The 23560-nt window shown below is 58.7% G+C and carries 15 protein-coding genes; 5 read left to right on the top strand and 10 right to left on the bottom strand.

All coding sequences use genetic code 11. From position 1 onward, the window contains the following. Nucleotides 1–2: 2 nt before the first annotated feature. From HB376_RS18370 to HB376_RS18360, 3 genes are all read right to left on the bottom strand, one after another. Nucleotides 3–425: a low molecular weight phosphotyrosine protein phosphatase gene (locus HB376_RS18370; protein WP_213765135.1), complete on the bottom strand. Its 423-nt coding sequence runs from the start codon at nucleotides 423–425 to the stop codon at nucleotides 3–5. A gap of 14 nt (nucleotides 426–439) precedes the next feature. Beyond that, nucleotides 440–1759 carry a polysaccharide biosynthesis/export family protein gene (locus HB376_RS18365; RefSeq protein ID WP_346730522.1) on the bottom strand — a complete coding sequence of 440 codons (1320 nt, stop codon included), beginning with the start codon at nucleotides 1757–1759 and terminating at the stop codon, nucleotides 440–442. 65 nt (nucleotides 1760–1824) lie between these two features. Further along, nucleotides 1825–3240, bottom strand: coding sequence for an undecaprenyl-phosphate glucose phosphotransferase (locus HB376_RS18360; RefSeq protein ID WP_213765084.1), 1416 nt, complete (start codon nucleotides 3238–3240; stop codon nucleotides 1825–1827). 408 nt (nucleotides 3241–3648) lie between these two features. On the opposite strand from HB376_RS18360, the gene HB376_RS18355 reads away from it, so the two are divergent. Both HB376_RS18355 and HB376_RS18350 read left to right on the top strand, forming a co-directional pair. Beyond that, nucleotides 3649–4581 (top strand): 2-hydroxyacid dehydrogenase, encoded by a 933-nt coding sequence (locus HB376_RS18355; protein ID WP_213765083.1) that lies wholly within the window; start codon nucleotides 3649–3651, stop codon nucleotides 4579–4581. Between the two features lie 122 nt (nucleotides 4582–4703). Further along, nucleotides 4704–6068, top strand: a complete 1365-nt coding sequence (locus HB376_RS18350; protein ID WP_213765082.1) for an MFS transporter — start codon at nucleotides 4704–4706, stop codon at nucleotides 6066–6068. 166 nt (nucleotides 6069–6234) lie between these two features. Here the strand turns inward: HB376_RS18350 and HB376_RS18345 are convergent, their stop codons facing one another. The 3 genes from HB376_RS18345 to HB376_RS18335 form a co-directional block, all read right to left on the bottom strand. After that, entirely contained in the window at nucleotides 6235–7986 is a 1752-nt protein-coding gene (locus HB376_RS18345; RefSeq protein ID WP_213765081.1) for a tetratricopeptide repeat protein, read from the bottom strand. A 213-nt stretch (nucleotides 7987–8199) separates the two neighbouring features. Next, nucleotides 8200–9582, bottom strand: a complete 1383-nt coding sequence (dbpA, locus tag HB376_RS18340) for an ATP-dependent RNA helicase DbpA (RefSeq protein ID WP_213765080.1) — start codon at nucleotides 9580–9582, stop codon at nucleotides 8200–8202. A gap of 12 nt (nucleotides 9583–9594) precedes the next feature. Then, nucleotides 9595–9792, bottom strand: a complete 198-nt coding sequence (locus tag HB376_RS18335) for a hypothetical protein (RefSeq protein WP_047895277.1) — start codon at nucleotides 9790–9792, stop codon at nucleotides 9595–9597. Between the two features lie 234 nt (nucleotides 9793–10026). Between HB376_RS18335 and sbcD the strand changes: the two genes are divergently transcribed. Continuing rightward, on the top strand, nucleotides 10027–11250 hold the full coding sequence (gene sbcD, locus HB376_RS18330) for an exonuclease subunit SbcD (protein ID WP_213765079.1): 1224 nt from the start codon (nucleotides 10027–10029) through the stop codon (nucleotides 11248–11250). Continuing rightward, nucleotides 11247–14684: an AAA family ATPase gene (locus tag HB376_RS18325; RefSeq protein ID WP_213765078.1), complete on the top strand. Its 3438-nt coding sequence runs from the start codon at nucleotides 11247–11249 to the stop codon at nucleotides 14682–14684. Before sbcD ends, HB376_RS18325 begins: the two co-directional genes overlap by 4 nt. Before the next feature lie 18 nt (nucleotides 14685–14702). Here HB376_RS18325 and HB376_RS18320 read toward each other — a convergent pair whose 3' ends face one another. Continuing rightward, complete coding sequence (locus HB376_RS18320; RefSeq protein WP_213765077.1) at nucleotides 14703–15989, bottom strand: tetratricopeptide repeat protein; 1287 nt, start codon at nucleotides 15987–15989, stop codon at nucleotides 14703–14705. Nucleotides 15990–16445: 456 nt separating this feature from the next. Here HB376_RS18320 and HB376_RS18315 point away from each other — a divergent pair, with 456 nt between their 5' ends. Further along, the gene (locus HB376_RS18315) at nucleotides 16446–17957 is read left to right on the top strand and encodes a Fic family protein (RefSeq protein ID WP_213765076.1); all 1512 of its coding nucleotides are present in this window, start codon (nucleotides 16446–16448) and stop codon (nucleotides 17955–17957) included. 203 nt (nucleotides 17958–18160) lie between these two features. Here HB376_RS18315 and HB376_RS18310 read toward each other — a convergent pair whose 3' ends face one another. From HB376_RS18310 to dnaN, 3 genes are all read right to left on the bottom strand, one after another. After that, nucleotides 18161–19315 (bottom strand): type I restriction endonuclease, encoded by a 1155-nt coding sequence (locus HB376_RS18310; RefSeq protein WP_218627298.1) that lies wholly within the window; start codon nucleotides 19313–19315, stop codon nucleotides 18161–18163. A 265-nt stretch (nucleotides 19316–19580) separates the two neighbouring features. Next, the gene (gene gyrB, locus HB376_RS18305; RefSeq protein ID WP_213765075.1) at nucleotides 19581–22052 is read right to left on the bottom strand and encodes a DNA topoisomerase (ATP-hydrolyzing) subunit B; all 2472 of its coding nucleotides are present in this window, start codon (nucleotides 22050–22052) and stop codon (nucleotides 19581–19583) included. A 147-nt stretch (nucleotides 22053–22199) separates the two neighbouring features. Continuing rightward, a complete protein-coding gene (dnaN, locus tag HB376_RS18300; protein WP_158935897.1) occupies nucleotides 22200–23303 on the bottom strand; it encodes a DNA polymerase III subunit beta in 1104 nt (367 codons plus the stop codon). Between the last annotated feature and the right edge of the window lie 257 nt (nucleotides 23304–23560).

Below are 23560 nucleotides of genomic sequence, written 5' to 3'. Positions count from 1 at the left end.
GATCAGTGCGATAGTCGTGCGATGGTGTCGAGCCAGCGTGATACGCCTTGCTCGATCTGTGCCACCGCCAATTCAAAAATAAAGGGGCCGCGCTGGTACGGGTCGACTACGTCAAGATCGTCGTGATCTCCAAGGCGATAGGTCTTCCCCCTGGCGTAGGGATAGTTCATTTCAATCAAGTCGCGCTGCGCCCGCGTCATGGTCAGCACGAGGTGCGCGTTACGCACGTGCTCGGGCGTCAGCAGAGTTGAAACGTGCGAGCGAATGTTCAATCCCCGGTCATCCATGAGTTGCACCGCGACGGAATTCGCCCCTTGTCCAACCAAGGCGCGCGTCCCGGCGGACATCACACCGACGAGCGGCATGTCTCTCTGGAGAAACGCCACAGCGATCGGACTGCGACAAATGTTGCCTTCGCAAACCATGAGTACGTGACAAGTCACCTGGTAACAATCGCCGCGGTCAAACCTGCATTGATGGCCGGCAACAACTGGCCAAGAACGCGGCTAAAGCGCGCGAGCCCGGTGCTGTCCACGTACACAACGTCCTTCGGCTGCAATTCGAACTGATTAGCCAACACCATTGATACCGGCGACTGCCCGTCCAGGTGGTACACATGCGGCTGCTTGCCGTCCCCACCGCGGATCACGTACATTTGTGTCGCGTCGGCGGTCATCATGTTGACGCTGCCGGCTTGAGACAAGGCGTCGCTGAGCGTCAGCTTGCCGGTGCGCATAGGGAGGGCTGTCATCGGCTTGTTGATCTCACCCATCACGAACACGCCGTTTTCATCGCGCGACACCACGTGCAGAAGATCGCCGTCCTTCAGCAAGATATTCGACGGATTCGAGTGGTTGTCGATCATCTGCGACAAGTTGACCGGATACGACACGTTGTCCCGCAACAGTTCCATGCGGCTCTGGTCCGCAGCCGACGTAAAGCCGCCCGCACGGGAAATTGCTTCGTAGAGCGTCATTGGCACGTCGTTGATCGGCTGTACACCCGGCGCATGAACTTCGCCGTCTATATAGACTTTCTTCGCGCGGAACGATCCGATCCGCACCGTGATCTGAGGCTCGCGATAGACCTTCGTGAGCCGGCGATATAGCTGCGCCTGAACTTGATCGGTTCTGAGGCCCATTACGTTGAAAACGCCCGCATACGGGAACGCAATGTTCCCCATCTGGTCGACGACGAAACCCGCCGGCGCATCCGAAGGACGCACCTGGCTCTGGCTCTGCGTGCCCATGGCTGCCGTGAGTTCCGGATGGTCCCAGACGGTGATCTGCAACACATCGCCTGCACCCAGTGTGTAGGGGGCAGGCGCGGCGAACAACCGTGGCTGATCCATCGAGCTCTGCCGCACTTCGTCCTGGCGCAATCGCTGGATCAACGCAATGTTGATGTCGCTGATAGGTACGGTAAGCTCGGTGTTGCCGGTGGCCGTAGCAGTATTACCAATAGGCGCGCCAATCCGGACATCGCTGTCGGGTGCGGCAAGCGGCGTACTGGCAGAAAGAGCAAACCAGTCAGTCGCGGCCTGGTCGCCAGCACTGGTAACCGGAATGACAGGCGCGTGGTCCATGTGCATGCCCGGCAAGGTGCATGCGGATAACAACACGGCCGTTGTCGCCATAAGGGGAGCAAGGAGAACGCCTGCGTGCTTTCGAACCAGCATCACCATGTTGTTCAACCTGTCTTCCGAGTGCGTCGCGTCTTGCGCAATGCTTGCGGCATCGGCGGCAGTGGGCCAATTCATCCAACTTCTGTTTGTGTTCATACTGCCTGTTAGTTAATCCGTTACTTGCTTTGGTCAACAGCGCATCAATATGCGTTCCGGTGCACCATTCCTTTCATAAACGTAGCGATCACAATCCGTATGTCCAGCTTGAGTGACCAATTTCTTAAGTAGTACATATCGTACTCAACACGGCCTTGCATCTTTTCAAGGCGATCGGTCTCACCGCGAAAGCCATTGACTTGCGCCCAGCCGGTAATCCCCGGTTTGATGCGATAGCGGTGGATATATCCGTCGACAATCTTCTGGTAGTAATCGTCGTGCGCCGTTGCGTGCGGCCGCGGTCCGACCACCGACATCTCTCCGCGCAGCACGTTAAGGAACTGAGGTAGTTCGTCCAGACTCGTGCGGCGCAGGAAAGCGCCCAATGGGGTGATTCGCGGATCGTTTCGCGTAGCTTGCTGCACCACGCCCGCTTTTTCGATGTGCGCACGCATAGTGCGAAACTTGAATATCTTGAAGGTCTTTCCGTCCGCGCCTTTGCGCGTTTGCCTGAAAAATACCGGCCCCCGCGACGACAGCTTCACCGCCATGGCAATAGCAACCATCAGCGGCGCAATGAGGATCAGCGTGAAAGTGGCGAACAACCTGTCAAAAATTGCCTTTTGCAAAAGCGCCGCGCCCGACAATGGCGGCGCAACCATATTGATTGCCGGTGCGCCCATCAATTCGACCATCTCGCCGTCGAACATCGCGAGACTTCGCACGTCAGGGATGAACCGGATGTTGACCAGGTCGCCGCTGAACTCTTCGAGAACATCACGTAGCGCCTCTTCCTCGGACATAGGCAGCGCCACCCATACTTCGGGTACCTTTTCCGCGCGGATGGCAACGGCAAAAGCCTTGAGATCACGACAGACCGAGATGCCCGATATGTCGAGCCGGGTCGTTGGCTGGGAGATGAAACTGGCGACCACGCGAAAACCCGATGCGGGCGACGCTGCGATCTTCGCCATCACGTTTTCGCAGTGCGCGCCAATACCGGTAACGCCCACGGTGCGCAAGTCGTATCCTGCATGCCGCATCCGCGAGCGGATCGTATAAACGATGAACCGCGATGCCACAAGCGCCACGCCCGTGTTGAGCACCCAGCATGCAACCCACAGGCGCGAGACGGAAGCCGTCCTGTGCAACGCGAACATCAAGGCCACAGCACAAGCTTGCGCCACAAACCATGCCAGTGAAATATGACCCACAAGCCTGCGTTTTGAACGGCCGCGCCACGACTGATACACGCCGAACAACGGAAACAGCAGGAGCGCGAAGGCCACGGATATTGCAACAAATGTACCGTCGCCCAGTGAATACCCTTCGCCCGCTGGCCGGAGCAGCATAGCGACGGCGGCACCGAGCACGATCAACGCGACGTCGATCAGTCGCGAAAAGACGCTTTGCAGTTCTGACCAACCGGCCTTAAGCCGAGCTGCGGCAAGTGCTCTCATGATCTCGAGCTACTCAAAGCGACCAAGCACGTCGATTGTGAGGAGGCCGGCTTGGGTCCTGAGCAGACTCAACGAACAGCTGGCACAAAAATCGTTTGATATTGGTCATCGTCATGTAACCTCAATTCAGGCTTCTCTTAGCTTCGCCAAAAGCCGCTTTCCGGTTTTCTGAAAAACGATGGGGCAGCGCGTAAGTAAGATTCCGCCCCATTGCATTGCAACGGCCGGATTGTGGATCGGCCTTCGCGCGTCGCCTACACGACAATTCCTAAAAATGCTGCGAGCGCACATTTTTTATCGGATATGCGCAACGACGCAGCGGCTTGAACGAACGTGCCGGGCCCCCTCCCGCCGTCATCTCAAAAAAATGCGAAACTTGGCCCTTCGCTCCTTCAACGCCTCGCGCCCATGCTCCTCACCGTCCTCGTCCTGGTTCCGCTTCGACCCGAAAACCAAATCACCGTCGCCAACGCCTTCAACGTCATTACAGCGCTCGATCAATCCGCGATCGATCGAGCGCTCACCGACCACGCCGACGAAATCCGCGCTGTCCTGACAAACGGCACCATCGGCATCGACGGAGCGTCCATCGCGAAACTGCCGAACGTCGAGCTGATCGGCGCATTGGGCGCGGGTTACGAAAACATCGCGCGCGATGCGGCGCAGGCGCGCGGCATCGTCGTGGTGAACGGCGCGGGGACCAACGACGATTGCGTCGCCGATCACGCCTTCGCGCTGCTTCTCGGGGTGGTTCGCCAGATCCCCGTGCTCGACCGCGCGTGCCGTGCGGGCGCCTGGCGCGATGACCTCCCGTTCCAGCCGAACTTCTCGGGCAAGAAACTAGGCGTGATCGGCTTGGGCAATATCGGCAGGAAGGTGGCTAAAAGAGCGCAAGGCTTCGATATCGAGATCGGTTATCACAATCGCCGGCCGCAACCGGACTCGGCGTATACGTACTTCGACTCAGTGATCGCGCTGGCCGAATGGGCCGATTACCTCGTGGTCGCCACGCCGGGCGGCGCATCGACGAAACATCTGATCGACGCCGGCGTGCTCGCCGCACTCGGCTCAAAAGGCTACGTGGTGAACGTGGCGCGCGGCAGTGTTGTGGATACCGCCGCTCTGGCGGACGCGCTCGAACGCGGCGTGATAGCCGGCGCGGGACTCGATGTCTACGAAGGCGAGCCCACGCCGCCCGCGTTGCTGACAGGCTCCGAGCGTGTCGTGCTGACGCCGCACGTGGGCGGGCGCTCACCGGAGGCGGTGGCGGCGTCGGTCCAGATGTTCGTCGATAACGCCACCCGGCACTTCGCCGGCGAGGCGGTACTGACACCTGTTTGAAAGCTCCTGCGGGGGTGCTCGGCGAGCTTCGTCGCGATCCCGTATCGTGTCGGACTATTGCCGATCACGTCCAATCCTAAAAAACTGTGTCAGACCAGACCCCTCTTCCTGCCGACGGTCCCATGACCGCGCTCCAGCGTCGCGGCATGGCGGCCATGCTGCTCGCCGTTTCGCTCGCCACGCTCGATACCGCCATCGCGAATACCGCGCTCCCCGCCATCGCCGCCGATCTCCACGCAACGCCGGCCGCGTCCGTCTGGATCATCAACGCGTATCAGCTCGCGATGGTCGCCACGCTGCTGCCGTTCGCGGCGCTGGGCGGTATCGTCGGACATAGGAAGATCTATCTGGGCGGCCTGATCCTGTTTCTCGTGGGGTCGCTGACCTGCGCGCTGTCGTGGTCGCTGCCGTCGCTCACCGCGGCGCGGCTGTTGCAGGGCATTGGCGGGAGCGCGGTGATGAGCGTGAACACGGCGCTGATCGGAGCAATCTATCCGCATCACCGGCTCGGACGCGGGTTCGGGCTAAACGCGCTGGTGGTGGGGATATCGTTCGCAGTCGGGCCGACGGTCGCGTCGATCGTGCTCTCGCTCGGGCCCTGGCCGTGGCTGTTCGCGGTGAACCTGCCGATTGGGCTGGTGGCGTTGGCCATCGGCTGGACGGCGTTGCCGCAAACGCCGCGCGCCACGCACGGCTTCGACCGCGTGGCGGCCGGACTGAACGTGATCACGTTCGCCGCGCTGGTCTTCGCGCTTGGCGAAGCGGCTCAGCAAGCGCCCACGCATATCGTGCTGATCGCGCTCGCGGTGACGGTCGTGGCGGGCGGATTGATGCTGCGTCGGGAACGCGGTCATCCGGCGCCGATGCTCCCCGTCGATCTCTTCAAGCGGCCGATGTTCGCGTTATCGACGGCAACCGCCGTGTGTTCGTTCGCCGCGCAAGGGCTGGCGTTCGTGTCGCTGCCGTTTTATTTCGAAAGCGTGCTTGGGCGCAGCCAGGTGGAAACTGGCTTCCTGATGACGCCGTGGTCGGTGATGGTGGCCTTGCTGGCGCCGGTCGCCGGACGCTTATCGGATCGATACCAACCGGGGCTGCTGGGCGGCGTCGGCCTCGCGATCATGTGCGCGGGCATGGCGTCGCTGGCGTTGCTGCCGGCTCATCCCCATGCACTCGATATCTGTATTCGCATGGGCATATGCGGCGCGGGTTTTGGATTCTTCCAGTCGCCCAATCTGAAGGCGCTCATGGCGAGCGCGCCGCGCGAGCGCAGCGGCGGCGCAAGCGGCGTGGTGGCAACCGCTCGGCTGATCGGCCAGGCGACCGGCGCGGCGCTGGTCGCACTGAGCTTTGGCATTGCCGGGCATCATGGGCCGACACTGGCGCTGGCAATTGGCGCGGGATTCGCAGGCGCGGCGAGCATTGCAAGCGGATTGCGGCTGATTACCCGCGATAAACCCGTTGAAGCAATGCAGACAGCGGAGAAGTAAGCCGCGATTACGCTATGGCGGCGTCGCGCAGCGCAAGACGCACTAACGCGAATCGCCGAGCCGGCCGGACGACGCAGCGCTCTGCTGCATCACACGCCGTAGGCGCACGCGAGAAGCAGTTGCAGATCAGGTAACCGTCCGCCGCATCTTGCGAGCGCAAAAACATTCACCTCGCCATCAGCGCCGCTTTCGCCCGCGCCACCGGCTCAGTCCAGTCTCCAAGCGTAGTCTGCTTGAACAAACGCATGCCTGGATACCACGGGCTGTCGTCGCGATCGAGCATCCAGCGCCAATCGTAATTCGCCGGCAGGAACACCCACACAGGCTTGCCGAGCGCACCAGCCAGATGGGCAACCGACGTATCCACCGTCATCACCAGATCGAGCTGTTCGATCAGCGCGGCGGTATCGGCGAAATCGTGGATGTCGTCCGTCAGATCGTGGGGTTTCAACGCGCAACCGGGTTGCGCGAGCTGGTCGCGCGCCGCGCCCTTCTGCAGCGAAAACCACTCGGTGTTCGCCACCTCCGCGAACGGTGACCACGCGGCGAACGGCATCGAGCGGAATTGATCGTTGCCGAACGTCGGACTGCCCGCCCACACGATGCCAATCTTCCTGCGCGTGCCCGCCAGTTTTTTCACGCGCGCCGGCCACGAGCCGATCCGCTCGGCGCTTACGCTCATATAAGGCGTGTCGGCGAGGACGCCAGGAACGAGATGGGCCACGCGATGCGGCACGCTCATCGATGGCGTCCAATAGTCGTATTCCTTCGTCGGACAAATGGGCAGCGCCCGCCGCACGCCGCGCACGCTCTGAACCAGTTCCACGATGTTCGCCGGCACCCACACATCGACGGTGGCACCCATCCCTTCAAGCACCGGCAAATAACGCGCGAACTGGATCATGTCGCCGTGCCCCTGCTCGCCGGCGACCAGCAGTGTCTTGCCTTGCAGTGACTCCCCGCGCCATTCCGGCACCCCGGGAACGTTCATCGGCTTGTACTTGCTCGAGCGCCAGCGCACTTCGTGCAGCGCCCAGCCTTCCTTGAACCTGCCGCGCCTTAACTGCAGCAACGCGAGATTGTGCAGCGCGTCGGCGTGATCGGGGACGAGTGTCAGTGCGTGCCGATAATGCGGTTCCTCCTCCTCGAAACGACCTTGCGAGCCGATAGCCGCACCTACGCAGACGTGAATCTGCGGATCGTCGCGCAAGGTCAACGCCCGCCGATACTGCGCCTCCGCCTCCACGAATTTCCCGGAAAGCCCGAGCGTCGTGCCGAGATTCACGTGCGCCTCGAAGTGGTCCGGCCTGAGCGCCAGTGCTCGATGCAAACTGGCGACAGCTTCGTCGAATTGTTTCAGTTCGCGCAGCGCGTTGCCTTCGCCGAAATGCGCGTAGAAGTTGCCCGGGCTCCGTGCAAGCGTCTCGCGATATACCGCCAGCGCTTGGTCGTAGCGCTTCGCGGAAGCGAGTGTCGAGCCGAGGTTCAAACGGGCGTCGATTAGATCGGGATCTTGCGCGAGCAACATCTCGTACTGTTTGATGGATTCGTCGAAGCGGCCTTGTTTTTGCAGCGCTGTGCCAAGGTTGTTACGCGCGTTGATGAACGCCGGGTCGATAGCGAGGGCGCGCTCGTGACACTCCACAGCATGGGGAAGATCGCCTAGCGCCACCGCCACCAGCCCGCGATTGCTCCAGCACGCGGACACATCGGGGGCAAGGCCAAGCGCGCGATCCAGCAACGTCGCGGCGTCTTCGTTGTCGCCGCGTTGATGCAGCAACACACCGAGGTAATGCAATGCTTCGACGTGATCGGGATGTTCCTTGAGAATCGCGCGATAACCACTTTCCGCTTCGGCCATACGGCCTGCCTGATGGAGATCTAAAGCGACGGCGAGCTGTGCGGGAGGTTGATTCATGGCGGGCGTATTCATCAAAGTGGATAACCTCTCGATGCTAAGCGCTGCCTTCCCGTCCAGCTATCAGATTGCTCCTATCCCTTGTTTCTTCATTTGAAGTTATGCGTTTCGCGGATCGGCGGGCGGATATGCGTGCATACGCATATCCGCCCTGACTGGTTTCATTGATTCACGAGTGCAAATTGCAGGCCCGGTGCGCCAATGTAAATGCGCTTAAATACGTCGCACCTTTACCTTCTTGCCCTTCACCTTCCCCGCCGATAACTTCTTCACCGCTTGATCCGCAATATCCCGCGCGACCGCCACGTACGTGACCATGTCCGTCACATTGATCTTGCCGATCTGCGAGCCTTCGAAACCCGCGTCACCGGTCAGCGCGCCCAGTACGTCGCCGGGACGAATCTTTTCCTTGCGGCCGCCGAGGATCTGCAACGTGGCCATGGGCGGCTGAAGATGACCCGGCGTCGCCGGCGTCAGTTCGCTCAGCTTGTGCCATTCCACTTCCTTTTTCTGCGCCTGTTCGATCGAGCTCACGCGCGCCATTTCATTCATGCTCGCGAGGCTCAGCGCCCAGCCTTCCTGATCCGCGCGGCCGGTGCGGCCAATACGGTGAACATGGATCTCGGGATCCTGCGTGACATCGACGTTGATCACCGCTTCCAGTTGCGTGATATCGAGCCCACGCGCGGCCACGTCGGTCGCGACCAGCACCGAGCAACTACGATTGGCGAACTGGACGAGCACCTGATCGCGTTCGCGTTGTTCGAGTTCGCCGTGCAGCGCGAGTGCGTTAAAACCTTGCGCGACTAAAACATCGAGCAAGTCGCGGCATTGCTGTTTTGTATTGCAAAACGCGAGGGTACTGACCGGCTGATAGTGATCGAGCAACTGACCCACGGCATGGAGACGTTCGTTGTCGTGGACTTCGTAGAAACGCTGCTTGATCTTCGAATTCGTGTGCTGCTCGGTGAGTTTGACTTCCTGCGGCTTGCGCAGGAATTGCTGGCTCAGTTTCGCGATGCCATCCGGATACGTCGCGGAGAACAGCAGCGTCTGACGATCCTTCGGACATTGTTTGACGACCGCGACGATGTCGTCGAAAAAACCCATGTCGAGCATGCGGTCGGCTTCATCGAGGACCAGCGTTTTCAGCGCGGTCAACGGCAGCGTGCCGCGCTCCAGATGATCCATGATCCGCCCGGGCGTTCCCACGGCAATATGGCAGCCATGTTCAAGGCTCGCGATCTGCGGGCGCATGGGCGAGCCGCCGCATAGCGTCAGGATCTTGATGTTGTCCTCCGCGCGCGCGATGCGGCGGATTTCCTGCGTGACTTGATCGGCGAGTTCGCGCGTCGGGCACAGCACAAGCGCCTGCACCGAGAAAAGCCGCGGATCGATCTTCGCGAGCAGCGGCAACGCGAACGCGGCCGTCTTGCCGCTACCCGTCTTGGCCTGCGCGATGAGATCGTGGCCTGCGAGCGCGATCGGCAGGCTGGCGGCCTGGATCGGGGTCATCGTCAGATAACCGAGTTGTTCGAGGTTCGCCAGCATCGCCGGCGAAAGCGGCAGGGCGCTAAATGAAGTTGGGGTGGTCATGAGCTTATGTTGTTACTTTGCGGCAGGTTTCGGCGGGACCGAATTGTCCTGCTCGTAGGTGATCGTGCCGTCGGGCGCGTCGTGGCGCAGCACCTTGTTGCGCGCGCCGCACATGGGGCAGCGGAACATCAGGCCCTGGCCTTCGTTCTTGATGAGCACGTCGGCGAGTTGCCATTCGGCGCCGCACGGCTGGTTTCGGCAGATAAACATGATTGATTTGAGCGTAATTGATGGGGTTGCGGCGTGAAAAGGGCGCCGGCGAGGCCAGCGCGTACTGTTTCCGCGCAATTAGAAGCCGAAGTGTACGCGTACACGGCGCGATTGCCTCGTTTTACGGCGTTTTCCGGGGTCCTACCGGTCCGTTTCGCGGCTTGGGGCGGGTCGATCGGCTAAACTGGCAGCCACTAAAACGATGCGCGGCAACGCCTTCCACCCTACTCCCCGATGCGAATCCTGCACACCTCGGACTGGCACCTCGGCCAGTACTTTCTTGGGCATTCACGCCAGGCCGAACATCAAAAGCTGATTGCGTGGCTGGTCGAGCAGACGCGGCTGCACGCGGTCGATTCGGTGCTGATAGCCGGCGATATCTTCGATACCGGCGCGCCGCCCAGCTACGCCCGCGAGCTCTACTACACGCTGATTCTCGCGTTGCGCGACGCGGGCGTCGGCTTGACGCTGCTGGCGGGAAATCACGATTCCGTCGCCGTGCTCGAAGAGTCGCGCAATTTGCTGACGGCGTTGAATACCGTCGTCATTCCTTCCGTGCAGGACGATCCCGACGAACAGGTTCGTGTGCTCACCACGCGCGACGGCAAGCCCGGCGCGATCGTCTGCGCCATCCCGTTCATCCGTCCGCGTGATGTGCTGCAGAGCATCGCGGGACAGAGCGCACGCGATAAACAGGAGTCGCTGCAAGACGCGATTCATGCGCATTATCAGGCGCTGTTCGCGCTCGCTGAGCAGAAGCGCGCGACGCTTGGCGCGCATTTGCCGATTATCGCGACCGGGCACTTAACGACGGTTGGTGCGAGCGCGAGTGAATCGGTGCGGGAGATTTATGTGGGCGCGCTGGAAGCCTTTCCGACAAGCGCGTTTCCGGCAGCCGATTACATCGCGCTCGGGCATATTCATCGGCCGCAGAAAGTGGGCGGGCTGGATCACATTCGCTATAGCGGATCGCCGATCCCATTGAGCTTCGACGAAGCGCGGCAACAGAAAGAGATGCTGCTTGTGGATGTATCGACGAACGGCCTTGAACGCGTGACCGTGCTCAACGTGCCGTGCTTTCAGCCGTTGTTGTCGGTGAAAGGATCGTTGAAAGAGCTTGAGGCTGCGGTCTCCGCTGCTGCGTCTCAGGCTGTTGAAGGCGAGACCGTGTGGCTCGAAATCGTAGTCTCCGCCGATGACTACCTCAGCGATCTCCAGTCGCGCATCCAGAAGATCACCGCAGACCTGCCGGTTGAAGTGCTGCGCATTCGCCGCGAGCGTTCTTCTGTCTCCGCCGCATTGCAATCGCAAGCAAAGGAAACCTTGAACGAGCTCACGCCCGACGATGTATTCGCGCGCCGCCTGCAAACGGAAACCATCGATGAGGAGACGCGCTTGCAGCTTTTATCGATGTATCGCCAGGTCGTCGCTGAGATTGACGAGGCGGATGCAGCATGAAGATCTTGTCGTTGCGTTTGCGGAATCTGAACTCGCTGAAGGGCGAGTGGAAGATCGACTTCAGCCAGCCGCCGTTTCGCGATAACGGCTTGTTCGCGATCACCGGCCCGACCGGCGCGGGCAAGACCACCTTGCTCGATGCAATCTGCCTTGCGCTCTATCACCGCACGCCGCGCATGGACACCGTCTCGCAAGGGACGAACGAGCTGATGACGCGGCACACGTTTGAATGCCTCGCGGAAGTGGAGTTCGAAGTGAAGGGCGAAGGGTATCGGGCGTTCTGGAGCCAGCGTCGCGCACGCGACAAAACCGACGGGAATCTGCAAGCGCCCAAGGTGGAGCTCGCGCGTCTGGATGGCACGATCATGACCGAGCGTATCGTGGATAAACTGCGGCTCGTCGAGAGCATCACGGGACTCGATTTCGGCCGCTTCACGAAGTCCATGATGCTCGCACAAGGTGGCTTCGCCGCGTTCCTCGAAGCGAAGGCGAACGAGCGCGCCGAGTTGCTCGAAGAGCTCACCGGCACCGATATCTACGGCACGATCTCGCAGAATGTATTCGAGCGGACGCGCAACGAGAAGCTTGCGCTGGATACGTTGTTGGCGCGTGCTGACGGTGTTCAGTTGCTGACTGAGGAACAGCGGAGCGCCTTGCAGCAGGAACAGACCGCGGTTGGCGAACAGGAATCGGCACTCGGCAAGCAACTCGATACAACGCGCGCGATGCTGGCTTGGCGAGCGGCGTTATCGGCGGCGGACCTGCAGCTTGAGCAGGCGTTGACGAACCAACGGCAAGCTGAATTGAAGATCGCCGATGCCAAGCCTTCGCTCGATCGTCTCGCCGCAAGCGAGCCTGCCGAAAAGCTGCGCGCTGATCATATGGCTATGCTCGCAGCACGCGACAGGCATGTGGCAACGTCTGGTCAGCTTGCGAGCGCCAAGGCGGACAAGCAGGCTGCATCGCTCGATGCGGCGCGTGGTTTACGTCTGGCATCGGTGATAAGTGGAAGGATTGTCGAGCTTCGACAACGCACACTAAGCGAGATTCTGGCCGACGCAAAAGCCATTCAGTCCGCACTCGATGAACATCCGCATCGAGGCAAACTGGGCGAGCAGATTGTGTTGTGGCAGCAGCAGTTCACGGTGCGCCAGCAGACGCTGAGCGACATCGAAGCGACCGGCAAAAGGCGCGACGAGTTAGTGCTCACGATCGGTAAGCAAGCCCAGGCGATCGATGCTCAGCGTATTGCCGTACGCGACGCAACGACCGCAGCCGAGTCCGCGCGCAAAGGCGAAGCCGAGCAGCGCGCGAAGCTTTTGACGCTGTTGAACGGTGAGCATGAAACTGCTTTGAAGACGCGATGTCAGCGGCTTCAGGATCAACATCAAGTGTTCGGCAAGCTTGCGCATATCGGCGAAACGATTGCTCGCGGGACCAGGCAACTCGCGCTGGATCGCGAAGAACTTGCGCAGAAAAACGCATCGTTCAAGCCTCTGCCGGAACACCGCGATCGTCTCGCCAAAGAGATTGAAACGCTCGTTGAGCAGATCGAGGACAAACGCAAATTACTGCTTCAGGAACAGCGCATTCTTGATCTCGCCGGTCATCGCGCGGCGTTACAGCCTGGAGAAGCCTGTCCTTTGTGCGGTTCGATAGAACACCCGTCGATCAGCGCGTATGAAGCGCTCGACGTCTCTGCGACCGGGCAAGCGTTGAAAGAAAAGCAACTCGCGTTGGATAGCAAACGCAAGGAAGCGTTGGCGATCGATGTCGGAATCGCGGGATTGCGCGTGGCGATTGAACAACTCGGAAAACGTATCGATACATGGCTCATCGACGCCGGTTTGCACGCCGCAAGTTGGACGCAGTTATGCGCCGAACTTGAACTGGAAGCGATTGAGCAAAACGCGCTCGATACCCATGCGCACGAACACGCGACCAAGTTGAAGCAGGCGCAGGAAACGCTTGCTGCGGTGGATCGACAGAAGACGGTGATCGAGCAGCACGCGAACGCCGCGAATGCGGCGGAGCGGAAGTCGCTCCAGCATCAACACGATCTCAAGCTGCTTGAAGAGAAACAAAGCTCTGCGGAAAAATCGCTTAAGGAAACCGCGGATCACTCGGCGTCGCTGCAGAACGCGCTGGTTAAACGAGAACAAATGCTCGATGAATCGGTCACTTCCGTTGGTTACGCGCGTCCCGATTCGTGGACTTCATGGCAAACGTGGCTCACGGATCGCGACGCTGAATGGAAGGCGTGGCAGACGGCATCGGATAAAAATCGCGTGTTGGCACAGCAAGCCGATCGCGCGCGGCAGGCGCTTGAAGCGGCGGCATCTGAAGCAGAAAAATGGTCCACGCGATGGACCGCTTGCGAAGCGGATTTTATCGAATTGCAGACTGAGGTTGTTGCAGCGACCAGTGATCCCGATGCAGCGTTTTCATCGGCAATACAGCGCTACGAAATCGCACGCGATAAAACCAGCGCGCTCGAAGGCACGCTGCAAACGCTGACGATACGTCTGAGCGAAGACATCGAACGGGCGGAGAAAACATCGGCGGCATGGACGAGTGCGTTAGCCAAAAGCGTATTCGCCGATGAACAAGCGTTCACCGAAGCGCTGCTGCCGAACGAAGAACGCGAGCGCTTGCAAACGCTGAAACGCGAACTCGATGATCTGTTGACGACGGTGCGCACGCTGCGCACGAACGCGGAAAATCATCGTGCGGAATTGCTGAAAGAGCCGAAGACCGAACAAGATGCAGAAGCATTGCAACGCACGGTTGATGAACTGCTTGCAACGTTAAAGACACTCAGCGAAAAGCAAGGCGAACTTCGCGCAACGCTCAAGAACGACGATCGGCTGCGTGTGGAAAAGCAGGCTTTATTTGAACAGATCGATGCTCAACGCACGCGTTACGACTTGTGGCAACGCTTGAGCAGTCTGATCGGTTCCGCCGATGGCGCGAAGTATCGAAAGTTTGCGCAGGGCCTGACGCTCGATCACTTGATCTACCTTGCGAATCGGCAACTCACGCAACTGCATGGGCGTTACCAGTTGAACCGCAAACTTGCGGGCGATCTGGAAATGGAAGTGCTCGATATGTGGCAAGGCGATATTGCGCGCGACACGCGCACGTTATCGGGCGGTGAAAGCTTCCTGGTGAGTCTTGCGCTGGCGCTGGCTTTATCGGATCTGGTGAGTTTCAAGACTTCCATCGATTCGCTGTTCCTCGATGAAGGTTTCGGCACGCTCGACGGCGAGACGCTGGAGATTGCGCTCAACGCACTCGATTCGTTGAACGCAAGCGGCAAGATGATCGGTGTGATCAGTCACGTGGAAGCGCTCAAAGAGCGCATTCCGTTGCAGATCAGAGTGACGAAAAGCGTGGGAATCGGCTTTTCGACAGTGGAAGTGGTGGGCGCATGAGAAGCGCCTATTAGTGGCTTATTTGTCGAGGCTGAGCACGATTTCCTGCGACGCAATCTTCTCAACCACGAAGAACGGCATGTCCAGACGCCATTCGCCATTCCGAACGGTTGCATGGTAATCGAACAATGGCTTGCCATCTGCCGAACTGAAAATCAGCCGTTGCTCGGTGCCTTCGAGCAGCATGCTTTTGCCGCCGATCGCCTGATAGCTCGTATTGCTGCCGACATGGAATTTTTCCGTGTTCCATCTGTTTGGCGCGTGCGGTGGGAACGGTTTGGCATCGTGGAAGCCGAACAGGTCGTCGTGAGACAGTACGCTTTTACGTAACGTTGGCCACACGTTCTCGCGCAGATAATGCTGGTCGATGAAGCGCCCGCTCTCCGTGTTCTTCGCAACGAATTGCTGCATCGAGCCGACCGCGTTATGCAGGATGCCTGCACATCCGCCCCACAAACCCGCGAGAATCAATTCCGTGTGGGTGAAGTAATCGCGGATGATGTGGAAGTAATACGGACTATTCACCCATTCCTGTACCGCTGCATATTCGCGCTCGGACAGCAGCGCGTCGGCATCGCGGAGAAGGAAGCGTTTCACGCTCGAATCATCGATCACGAGAAAGCGCCACATCAGCGGATGAACGCCCGAGTCGCGCTCCATGAAAACGACTTCGGCGCCGGCGTCTTTCAGCCTGCGTTGAACGTGTTCGGGCACCGTTGCATCGAGATAAACGCGACACGTCCAGCCCTCGAACACGTCGCGCGTTATCTCGGCGTTCATGACAGCGGGCTCGCAGTATCGCGGATTCGATCCGAACAGCGAGTAGGCGATCACGTTTGCTGCGGGGTTCGCGGGGTTGAATGCGGGCGGTGGGGAATCGGGAATCGGCTCGCTCGGATTAGCGCCGCATTTAGCGTCGGAAGCGCGTAACGAGCGTAGTCCGTACTCGCGCATTTCGTCGGCTTTGCCTAGCCAGCCGCACACTTCCACCAAGCCATCGAGCCACGTCGCCGACGCCAGCTTGCGCTGGCTCGCCGGTGCATTGTGGATGCTCATATAGACCTGGTACGCGTGATCAAAAGCTTGGGTACGCATCAGGCACAAGGCGTAGTCCGGCAGGATAGACATGTTGCCGGGCGTGATCTGAAGCGCTTCTTCCGCGAATTTCGCGCCGCTTTGAAAATCGCCGATTGAATAAGCCGCGCGAAATTTCTCTGCGATGCTGACAAGCCGCGCCTGGGCGGCCGCATTGTTCTGGCGCGCGCTGACGGATTGTTTCGTTTGTTGAAAATTAGGTCGGGCCATGAAGTCTTATCGGTTATTAGCGAACGGGCATTGTTCGTACGCGCGCTTGTGCCGCAGCGCCGAACTGCTCGGAGGTAACCGTGGACTTTATATGGAGCGATGCCCATTGCCGACGCTTGAGATCGTTTTTCACAATTTCGCGGCGTGTAATCAACGGGTGCCGGTAGCCGCGGGACTCGCACGTGACTTGGCTTTAGCTAATCCACACGAATCCTATGCGCACTGAAGCGGCCGGCTAGCGAGCCTCGCCCGTCATAAGAAAATCTGAGAAAGGATGGCGAATCGTAAAAAAATCTGTGTGCGGATAAGAAAATCTGCGGCGCCACTGGATTTTGCGGGTTTTGAGCTGCCTTCGTAAGAAAAAATGGCACGGAGGGCCGATTCGTAAGAAAATCTGTGTTCGGATAAGAAAATCTGCACGCGCCCCTGTGTTTGCAAATTTTTTATGGAGCCAGGATGACGGCCGTTGGCTATCAATACTTACACCAGAAGCTGGCCGCAGGCGCGCAAGCGCCGCGACGGCCTGCGCTCATCAAGCCAGTTACCCGTTTGACGGAGATCAACGGATGCCTGGCGGTACCGCGGCATATTGCGCCGCCTGACGACGCCTACCTTGAGCATGTCCTGTTCGCGCTGAAACACGAGGGCACCAACTTAGGTATTCTCGCGCAAGCATTGCCGACGATTAGCGCAGACATTCTGATCGCGGAACTAAAGCGTGCGCCAAACGGCATTTTTATCCGAAAAGCCTGCTTTCTCTGGGAGGCGTTCACTGGCGAGCGGCTACCCGACGCCCCCGCGGTTGGCGGCGCAGCCGTCGGACTCTTCGACTCGGAGCGCTACATAACTGGCCCTTCGGTCCGCAATGCACGTTGGCGCGTCGATTTCAACGGACTCGGGTCGTTACGCTATTGCGCAACGGTCGAACAAACACCTGCGATCGTTAGTCTGCTGGATTCAGACATTCTTGGTCGCGCCCAAGAATTCATGGCGTCACTGCCGGCCGAGATGATGGATCGGGCTATCAACTGGGCCTATCTTCACGAGACGCAGGATTCGTTCGCCATTGAGAAAGAATCCCCCTCCGAAGACAAGGCGCGCCGCTTCGTGGCGCTTTTGCGGCAGGCTCATGAACGCCACCCGTTGAATGAGGAGTATCTGGTCGAGTTGCAGAATATCTGCGTCACCAATCCGCTCGAACAGGCCGCGGGATATCGGAGCCAGCAGAATCATCTGCAAAACGGCCTGCGAGGTGCGGCCGGGGTGACGTACGTCCCTCCTCCTCCCGAGATGCTGCCTGAACTGATGGACGAATGGATGGCGTTTGCGAATGCCGCTCCGACTCAGATTGATCCAATCGTTGCGGCAAGTATTTCTTCATTCGGCTTCGTGTTCCTCCATCCCTTCATGGATGGCAACGGCAGGCTTTCACGCTTTCTCATTCATCAAGCGTTGTGCTCGTCCACGAAACTTCAACACGGACTGTTGCTCCCCGTTTCGATCGCGATGAAGCGTCATGAGCTGGCGTACCTGGAAGCACTCCAGGGTTTTTCCAAGCCTCTGCGCGAGCATTGGCGAGTCCTCTGGATCGACGACGCAAACTTTGAGTTCGAGTTTCTTGGCGATCCTTCCATGTACCGGTACTGGGACGCCACGTCGGCTGTTGAATTCGTCCTGCGAATGGCAGATGAAGCCCTTGAAGTCGAGTTGCGGCGCGAGACGCAGTTTCTTCGTCACTACGACACGGTGTTGCGCGCCGTGAATGACCGCTTCGATGTACGCGGCAGTACGCTCTCGACGCTCGTGATGATGTGTCTGGACAACGGCGGCGTGGTCTCGAAAAACCGCCGCAAACAGTTCGTCGGAATCGTACCGGAGGCTGTGTTCGAGGCTATCGAGAAGGCAACGAAAGCGGTGCTTGAGGTCGGGTCCGAAGACACCCCGCGGATGGGGAACTCTTCCCTGTGAGTCATTGCGAAAGCGCCCTCTCCTCACTTGAAGGGCTTACTGGCCGGGCTAATCAACGTCTCTCTCGTTCTACCCATCATGCGTCCGGAGTACCGGCAGGGCGCAGACAACTCTATGGGACACAACCCATCAATGTCATTCAACCGGCTTGACGGCTTGGCAGTCTGCCCTTCGTCAAGCCGTTCGAATGAGACAACGTTCTTTCAAACAGCCACTACGTCACTAACGTTTTCTTTGACCGGTGCTGACTTCAAGTAAGCCCCGACGCACGCCTGGAGGCGTTCGCCAAAGTCGAAAAGCTGATCAAGATTGACAATAGGAACTCTTTCTTCCTCTTTGTTTTCGTTGAAAAAGCCCACGACTAGACGGCTTTCGTTGTTGAACCTTAGTCGACAGATCGGCTTGCGATTGTTGTCGTCGAATAGGATTGCGCAATAGCTTGCCGAGACGCGTATGAAAATGCGGCCGGGCTTCACGACCGGGCGAAGGATGGCTCGTATGATCTGGAACGCTTCCAATTCTGTCTCCGAGGTAGTGAACACCTGATCCGACTCGGGGGTAGTCTCAGTGATGTTTACCTGTACCGCTGAAGGGATACTTAGCTCTGGAGTCATGGCCCCTTTTAGTCGCTCGTTGATCTTGTCACTCACGAGTTGCTGAAATGCCTGCTTGGTGACTTCCGTGAACAGGTCCTTGACTGCATTTTTAAAGTGCTTGCCAATCAAAAACTCAGCCGACGCGAGACGAACAAACTCCTCAGGTGGGTTGAACATCCAGGTGCTCAACGTGTTCTGAATAGAGCGGGTGTATTTCAGGTGATTTGCAGTGGTGAGTATGATTTCGAGATCGAAGATGGTCTTGGCAAATTTCTTTAACTCGTCGACGTCCTGGTCACGAAAATCCAGAATGTTGAACTCAAAAAACGGCTTGTCGTCCATCATGTTCGGTTTTTCGAGATCAGTGAAAAACTTATACACGGTACCGTTGGTCAATACGCCGAATCGCGCTTCCGTGGAATGGAAGTAGCGAAAGAGTTGACTAGCGTGGTTGATATGTAAGTCAGCACCGCTTTTCTTACATTCAAACAGCATGATGGGTCGGCCATCCTTCAAGATTGCATAGTCGACCTTTTCACCCTTTTTGGTTCCGACGTCCGCAATAAGCTCCGGCGTCACCTCCAGCGGATCAAATACGTTGTACCCCAACAGCTGAATAAACGGCATCACCATGGCATTCTTAGTGGCCTCTTCAGTTTGTAACAAATCTTTGGCGAGTCCGACACGAGATGCGAGCGCTCTAACTTCGTCGATGAAATCCACCTTATTGTCCCCATATGATTTGGCGATAAGCACCGCCATGAAGGGGCATTCTCATTTTCGAGATAAACGTTTGCAAGAAATAAGTTCGGAATCCATAGAAATCGACAATATTTCTGTACCTTGGTACTTCTGGAATGCCGTTGTCTGAGGCGACAAGCAAGAGGGGCTATATCGTCGCTGCACTGCCGGGATCGTGGCTATGCCGAGGCCCACAAACAAAAGCCAGTCACATCCAAAGATGTGACTGGCTTTTTTCAAGCGAGTTGTTGATTGTCCTGCCGACTATCTCAAGATAGTCACAATCTCAAACGTCAATATTCCCCGCCCGCAACGCGTTCGATTCAATAAACGCGCGACGCGGTTCAACGTCATCGCCCATCAGCGTCGTAAAGATCCCATCGGCTGCAATTGCGTCTTCAATCTGAACGCGCAACAAACGCCTTACGGTCGGATCCATCGTCGTTTCCCACAGCTGCGACGGGTTCATTTCGCCCAAGCCCTTATACCGCTGCTTGGTTACGTTACGCTCCGCATCCGCGATCAACCATTTCATCGCGCTCTTGAAGTCAGTCACCGCCATCGACCGCTCGCCGCGCTTGATCATCGCTCCCGGTCCGATCAAACCCTTGAACGTATTCGCGGTCGTCTGCAGTTGCTTGTAATCCGCAGTCAGTTGGAAGTCTTCATCGATAACCGAAACCTTCACGTTCCCGTGATGCCGGCGATTGATATGCAGCGACCGGATCTCGCGCACCGCGTCGTAAGCCGGCTCGACCGTCACTTCCGGCTTCAACGGATCGGCACGCAAAGCCGCCTGCAAAGCGGCAGCCGAAGCAACGGTGGATTCTTGCGTCGACAAGTCCAGCTCGATGCCATCCATCACCGCGCCAAGCGCATTGACGTCGTAAAACCGGCTGAGACGATCCACCACCGCTTGCGCGAGCAAATAGGCACGCGCCAATTCACCGAGGGCATCGCCGGTAATCGGTGTCGCGCCCTCAGCAGCAGTCAACTCCGAGCCCTGCAATGCGAGCTTCAACATATGCTGATTCAGCTCGTGCGTGTCCTTCAGATACCGCTCGTCCTTACCCGCCTTGATCTTGTAAAGCGGCGGTTGCGCGATATAAATAAACCCGCGTTCCACAATCTCCGGCATCTGCCGATAAAAGAACGTCAACAGCAGCGTACGGATGTGCGCACCGTCCACGTCCGCGTCGGTCATGATGATGATGCGGTGATAGCGCAGCTTCTCAAGGTTGTAGTCGTCCTTACCCAACCCGGTCCCGAGCGCCGTGACCAGCGTCACGATCTGCTCCGATGAAATCAGCTTGTCGAAACGCGCGCGCTCCACGTTCAGCACCTTGCCGCGCAACGGCAGGATGGCCTGGAACTTCCGGTCACGCCCTTGCTTCGCCGATCCGCCTGCCGAGTCGCCCTCGACGATGTAAATCTCCGACTTCGCCGGATCCTTCTCCTGACAATCGGCCAGCTTGCCCGGCAAACCAACGCCGTCGAGCACGCCTTTACGCCGCGTCATTTCACGCGCTTTACGCGCGGCGTCGCGAGCCCGCGCTGCATCGATAATCTTGTTCGTGATGATCTTCGCGTCGTTCGGCGTTTCCTGCAGGAACTCCTCGAGCGCCTTGGCAACCACGTCTTCCACCGGCGCGCGCACTTCCGACGACACCAGCTTGTCCTTCGTCTGCGAACTGAACTTCGGCTCGGGCACCTTCACGGACAACACGCACGACAAACCTTCACGCATGTCGTCGCCGCTCGTCTCGATCTTCGCTTTCTTCGCGATATCGTGATCGGTGATGTACTTGTTCAGCACCCGCGTCATGGCCGCGCGCAGGCCGGTCAGGTGCGTCCCGCCGTCGCGCTGCGGAATGTTGTTCGTGAAGCACAGCACGCTTTCGTTGTAGCTGTCGTTCCACTGCATGGCCACTTCGACCGTGACGTTGTCCTTCTCGCCAATCGCGTGAAACACGTTCGGATGCAGCACTTGCTTCGCTTTGTTGATGTATTCAACAAAACCTTTCACGCCGCCGATAAACGCGAAATCGTCTTCCTTGCCGTCACGCTGGTCGGTCAGGCGAATCCGCACGCCGTTATTCAGGAACGACAATTCGCGCATACGCTTGGCGAGGATGTCGTAGTGAAATTCCACGTTGCCGAAAATGGTGATGTCGGGCATGAAATGGACTTCGGTGCCGCGGTTTTCGGTATCTCCAACCACGGGCATAGGCGAGTACGTGATGCCGTCTTCGGTCACGAGCTCACGGTTCTGCACCACGCCACGATGAAACTCCATGAAGTGCTTCTTGCCGTCGCGGCGCACGGTGAGGCGCAGCCATTCGGACAGGCCGTTCACGCACGACACACCCACGCCGTGCAAGCCGCCCGACACCTTGTAGCTGTTCTGGTCGAACTTGCCGCCGGCGTGCAACTCGGTCATCACGATTTCGGCGGCGCTGCGCTTCGGATCGTGCTTGTCGTCGAGCTTCAGGCCGGTCGGCACGCCACGGCCGTTGTCGGTCACGGAGATGGAGTTGTCAGCGTGAATGGTGACGTGGATGTCGTTGCAATGTCCGGCGAGCGCTTCGTCGATCGAGTTGTCCAGCACTTCGAAAACGAGGTGGTGCAGACCCGTGCCATCCGACGTATCGCCGATATACATACCCGGCCTCTTGCGGACCGCCTCCAGACCCTCAAGGATCTGAATGGAGGATGCGCCATAAGCATTGTCGGGTTGCGAAATTGGGTTTTCAGTCATGGGTTTTTTTCCGGTTCTGCGTCACTACGGGGTCGCTACTGGGTCACTGCGGGGTTGCTGCGCGGTCGCTGCATGAGACTTTTCGAAACACCTTAAAAATGCCAAAGGGGCAATGCGCCCCTTGGAAAGTTTTTAGTTTTGGCCGCGTCAGATGCGCATTGGCATCACCACATATTTGAATTCGTCGTTCTCGGGAATCGTGATCAAGGCGCTTGAGCTAGCGTCGCCGAGACTCACTTGCAGCATGTCGATCTTCAGGTTCGCGAGCACGTCGAGCAGATACGTGACGTTGAAACCGATGTCCACGCTGTCGCCTTGATACGCGATTTCCAGCTCTTCCTGTGCTTCTTCCTGGTCGGCGTTGGTCGACATGATCTTCAACTGGCCCGGCTCGATCAGGCAACGCACGCCCTTGAACTTGTCCGACGTCAAAATGGCCGCACGCTGCAGCGAACGCTGCAATTCTTCACGGCCGATCAGGAACGTGTTCTTGTGCGACTTCGGGATCACGCGCTGGAAGTCCGGGAACTTGCCTTCCACCAGCTTGGATACGAGTTCCACCTGACCAAACGTGAACTTGACCTGGCTCGCGGCAATGTCGATAACCAGCGCGTCGTCAATGTCTTCCAGCAGGCGCTGCAATTCAAGGATGGTCTTGCGCGGGATGATCACTTCCTGGCGCGCGAACGATCCCTCGATTTTCATCGATGAAAACGCGAGCCGGTGGCCGTCCGTTGCAACTGCCATCAACTGGTCGCCGTCGACGACCAGCAGCATGCCGTTCAGGTAATAGCGGATGTCCTGCTGCGCCATGGCGAAGTGGACCATGCCGAGCAATTGCCGGAAGGTCTTTTGCGGAACCGACAGGCTCGCGCCGAACTCTGTAGCTTGGTTGACGGTCGGGAACTCATCGGCAGCAAGCGTCTGGAGCGCGAAGCGGCTTTTGCCGGAGCGTACCGTCAGCTTCTTGTCGGTGAGATCGAGCGACACTTCACCCGGCGGCATGGCGCGCAGGATGTCAAGCAGCTTGCGCGCGGCGACCGTGGTGGCGACCTGATCGCTGCCCGTGCCGAAGTCGGCACGCGTGGTGATCTGAAGTTCGAGATCGGTCGAGAGGAACGACACGTCGGCGCCAGTCTTCGTGATCAGCAAATTGGCGAGGATCGGCAACGTATGACGGCGTTCGACGATTCCGCTCACGGTTTGCAGCGGCCTTAGGAGATTATCTCGTTCGGTCTTGACCAGTTGCATAGAGTTCCTTCGTTGATGTGACGGCCGCCCGCCGCGAGTGTCACCGCATTCGTCACCACTTTTGCCTCCGCTTTTTGAGAAGCGTTTGCCACCGCATGGATGACCTTCGGACGGTCTCGTGTCACGCGCTTGCGGCGATTACCGCTCGCACGTGCCAGGCTTGCGCCAAAACGCCGCCCAGCGCCGCTGGACGGTCAAACCCGTATTGTGCCTCAAAACCTGACCGCTCCCTGAAAATGGGGGCAATTTCGTCAATA

Origin of the sequence: Caballeronia sp. dw_19 (genome assembly GCF_018449515.1) — a bacterium.
Taxonomy (GTDB): Bacteria; Pseudomonadota; Gammaproteobacteria; order Burkholderiales; family Burkholderiaceae; genus Caballeronia.
This window is presented reverse-complemented; position numbering and strand designations above follow the sequence as displayed.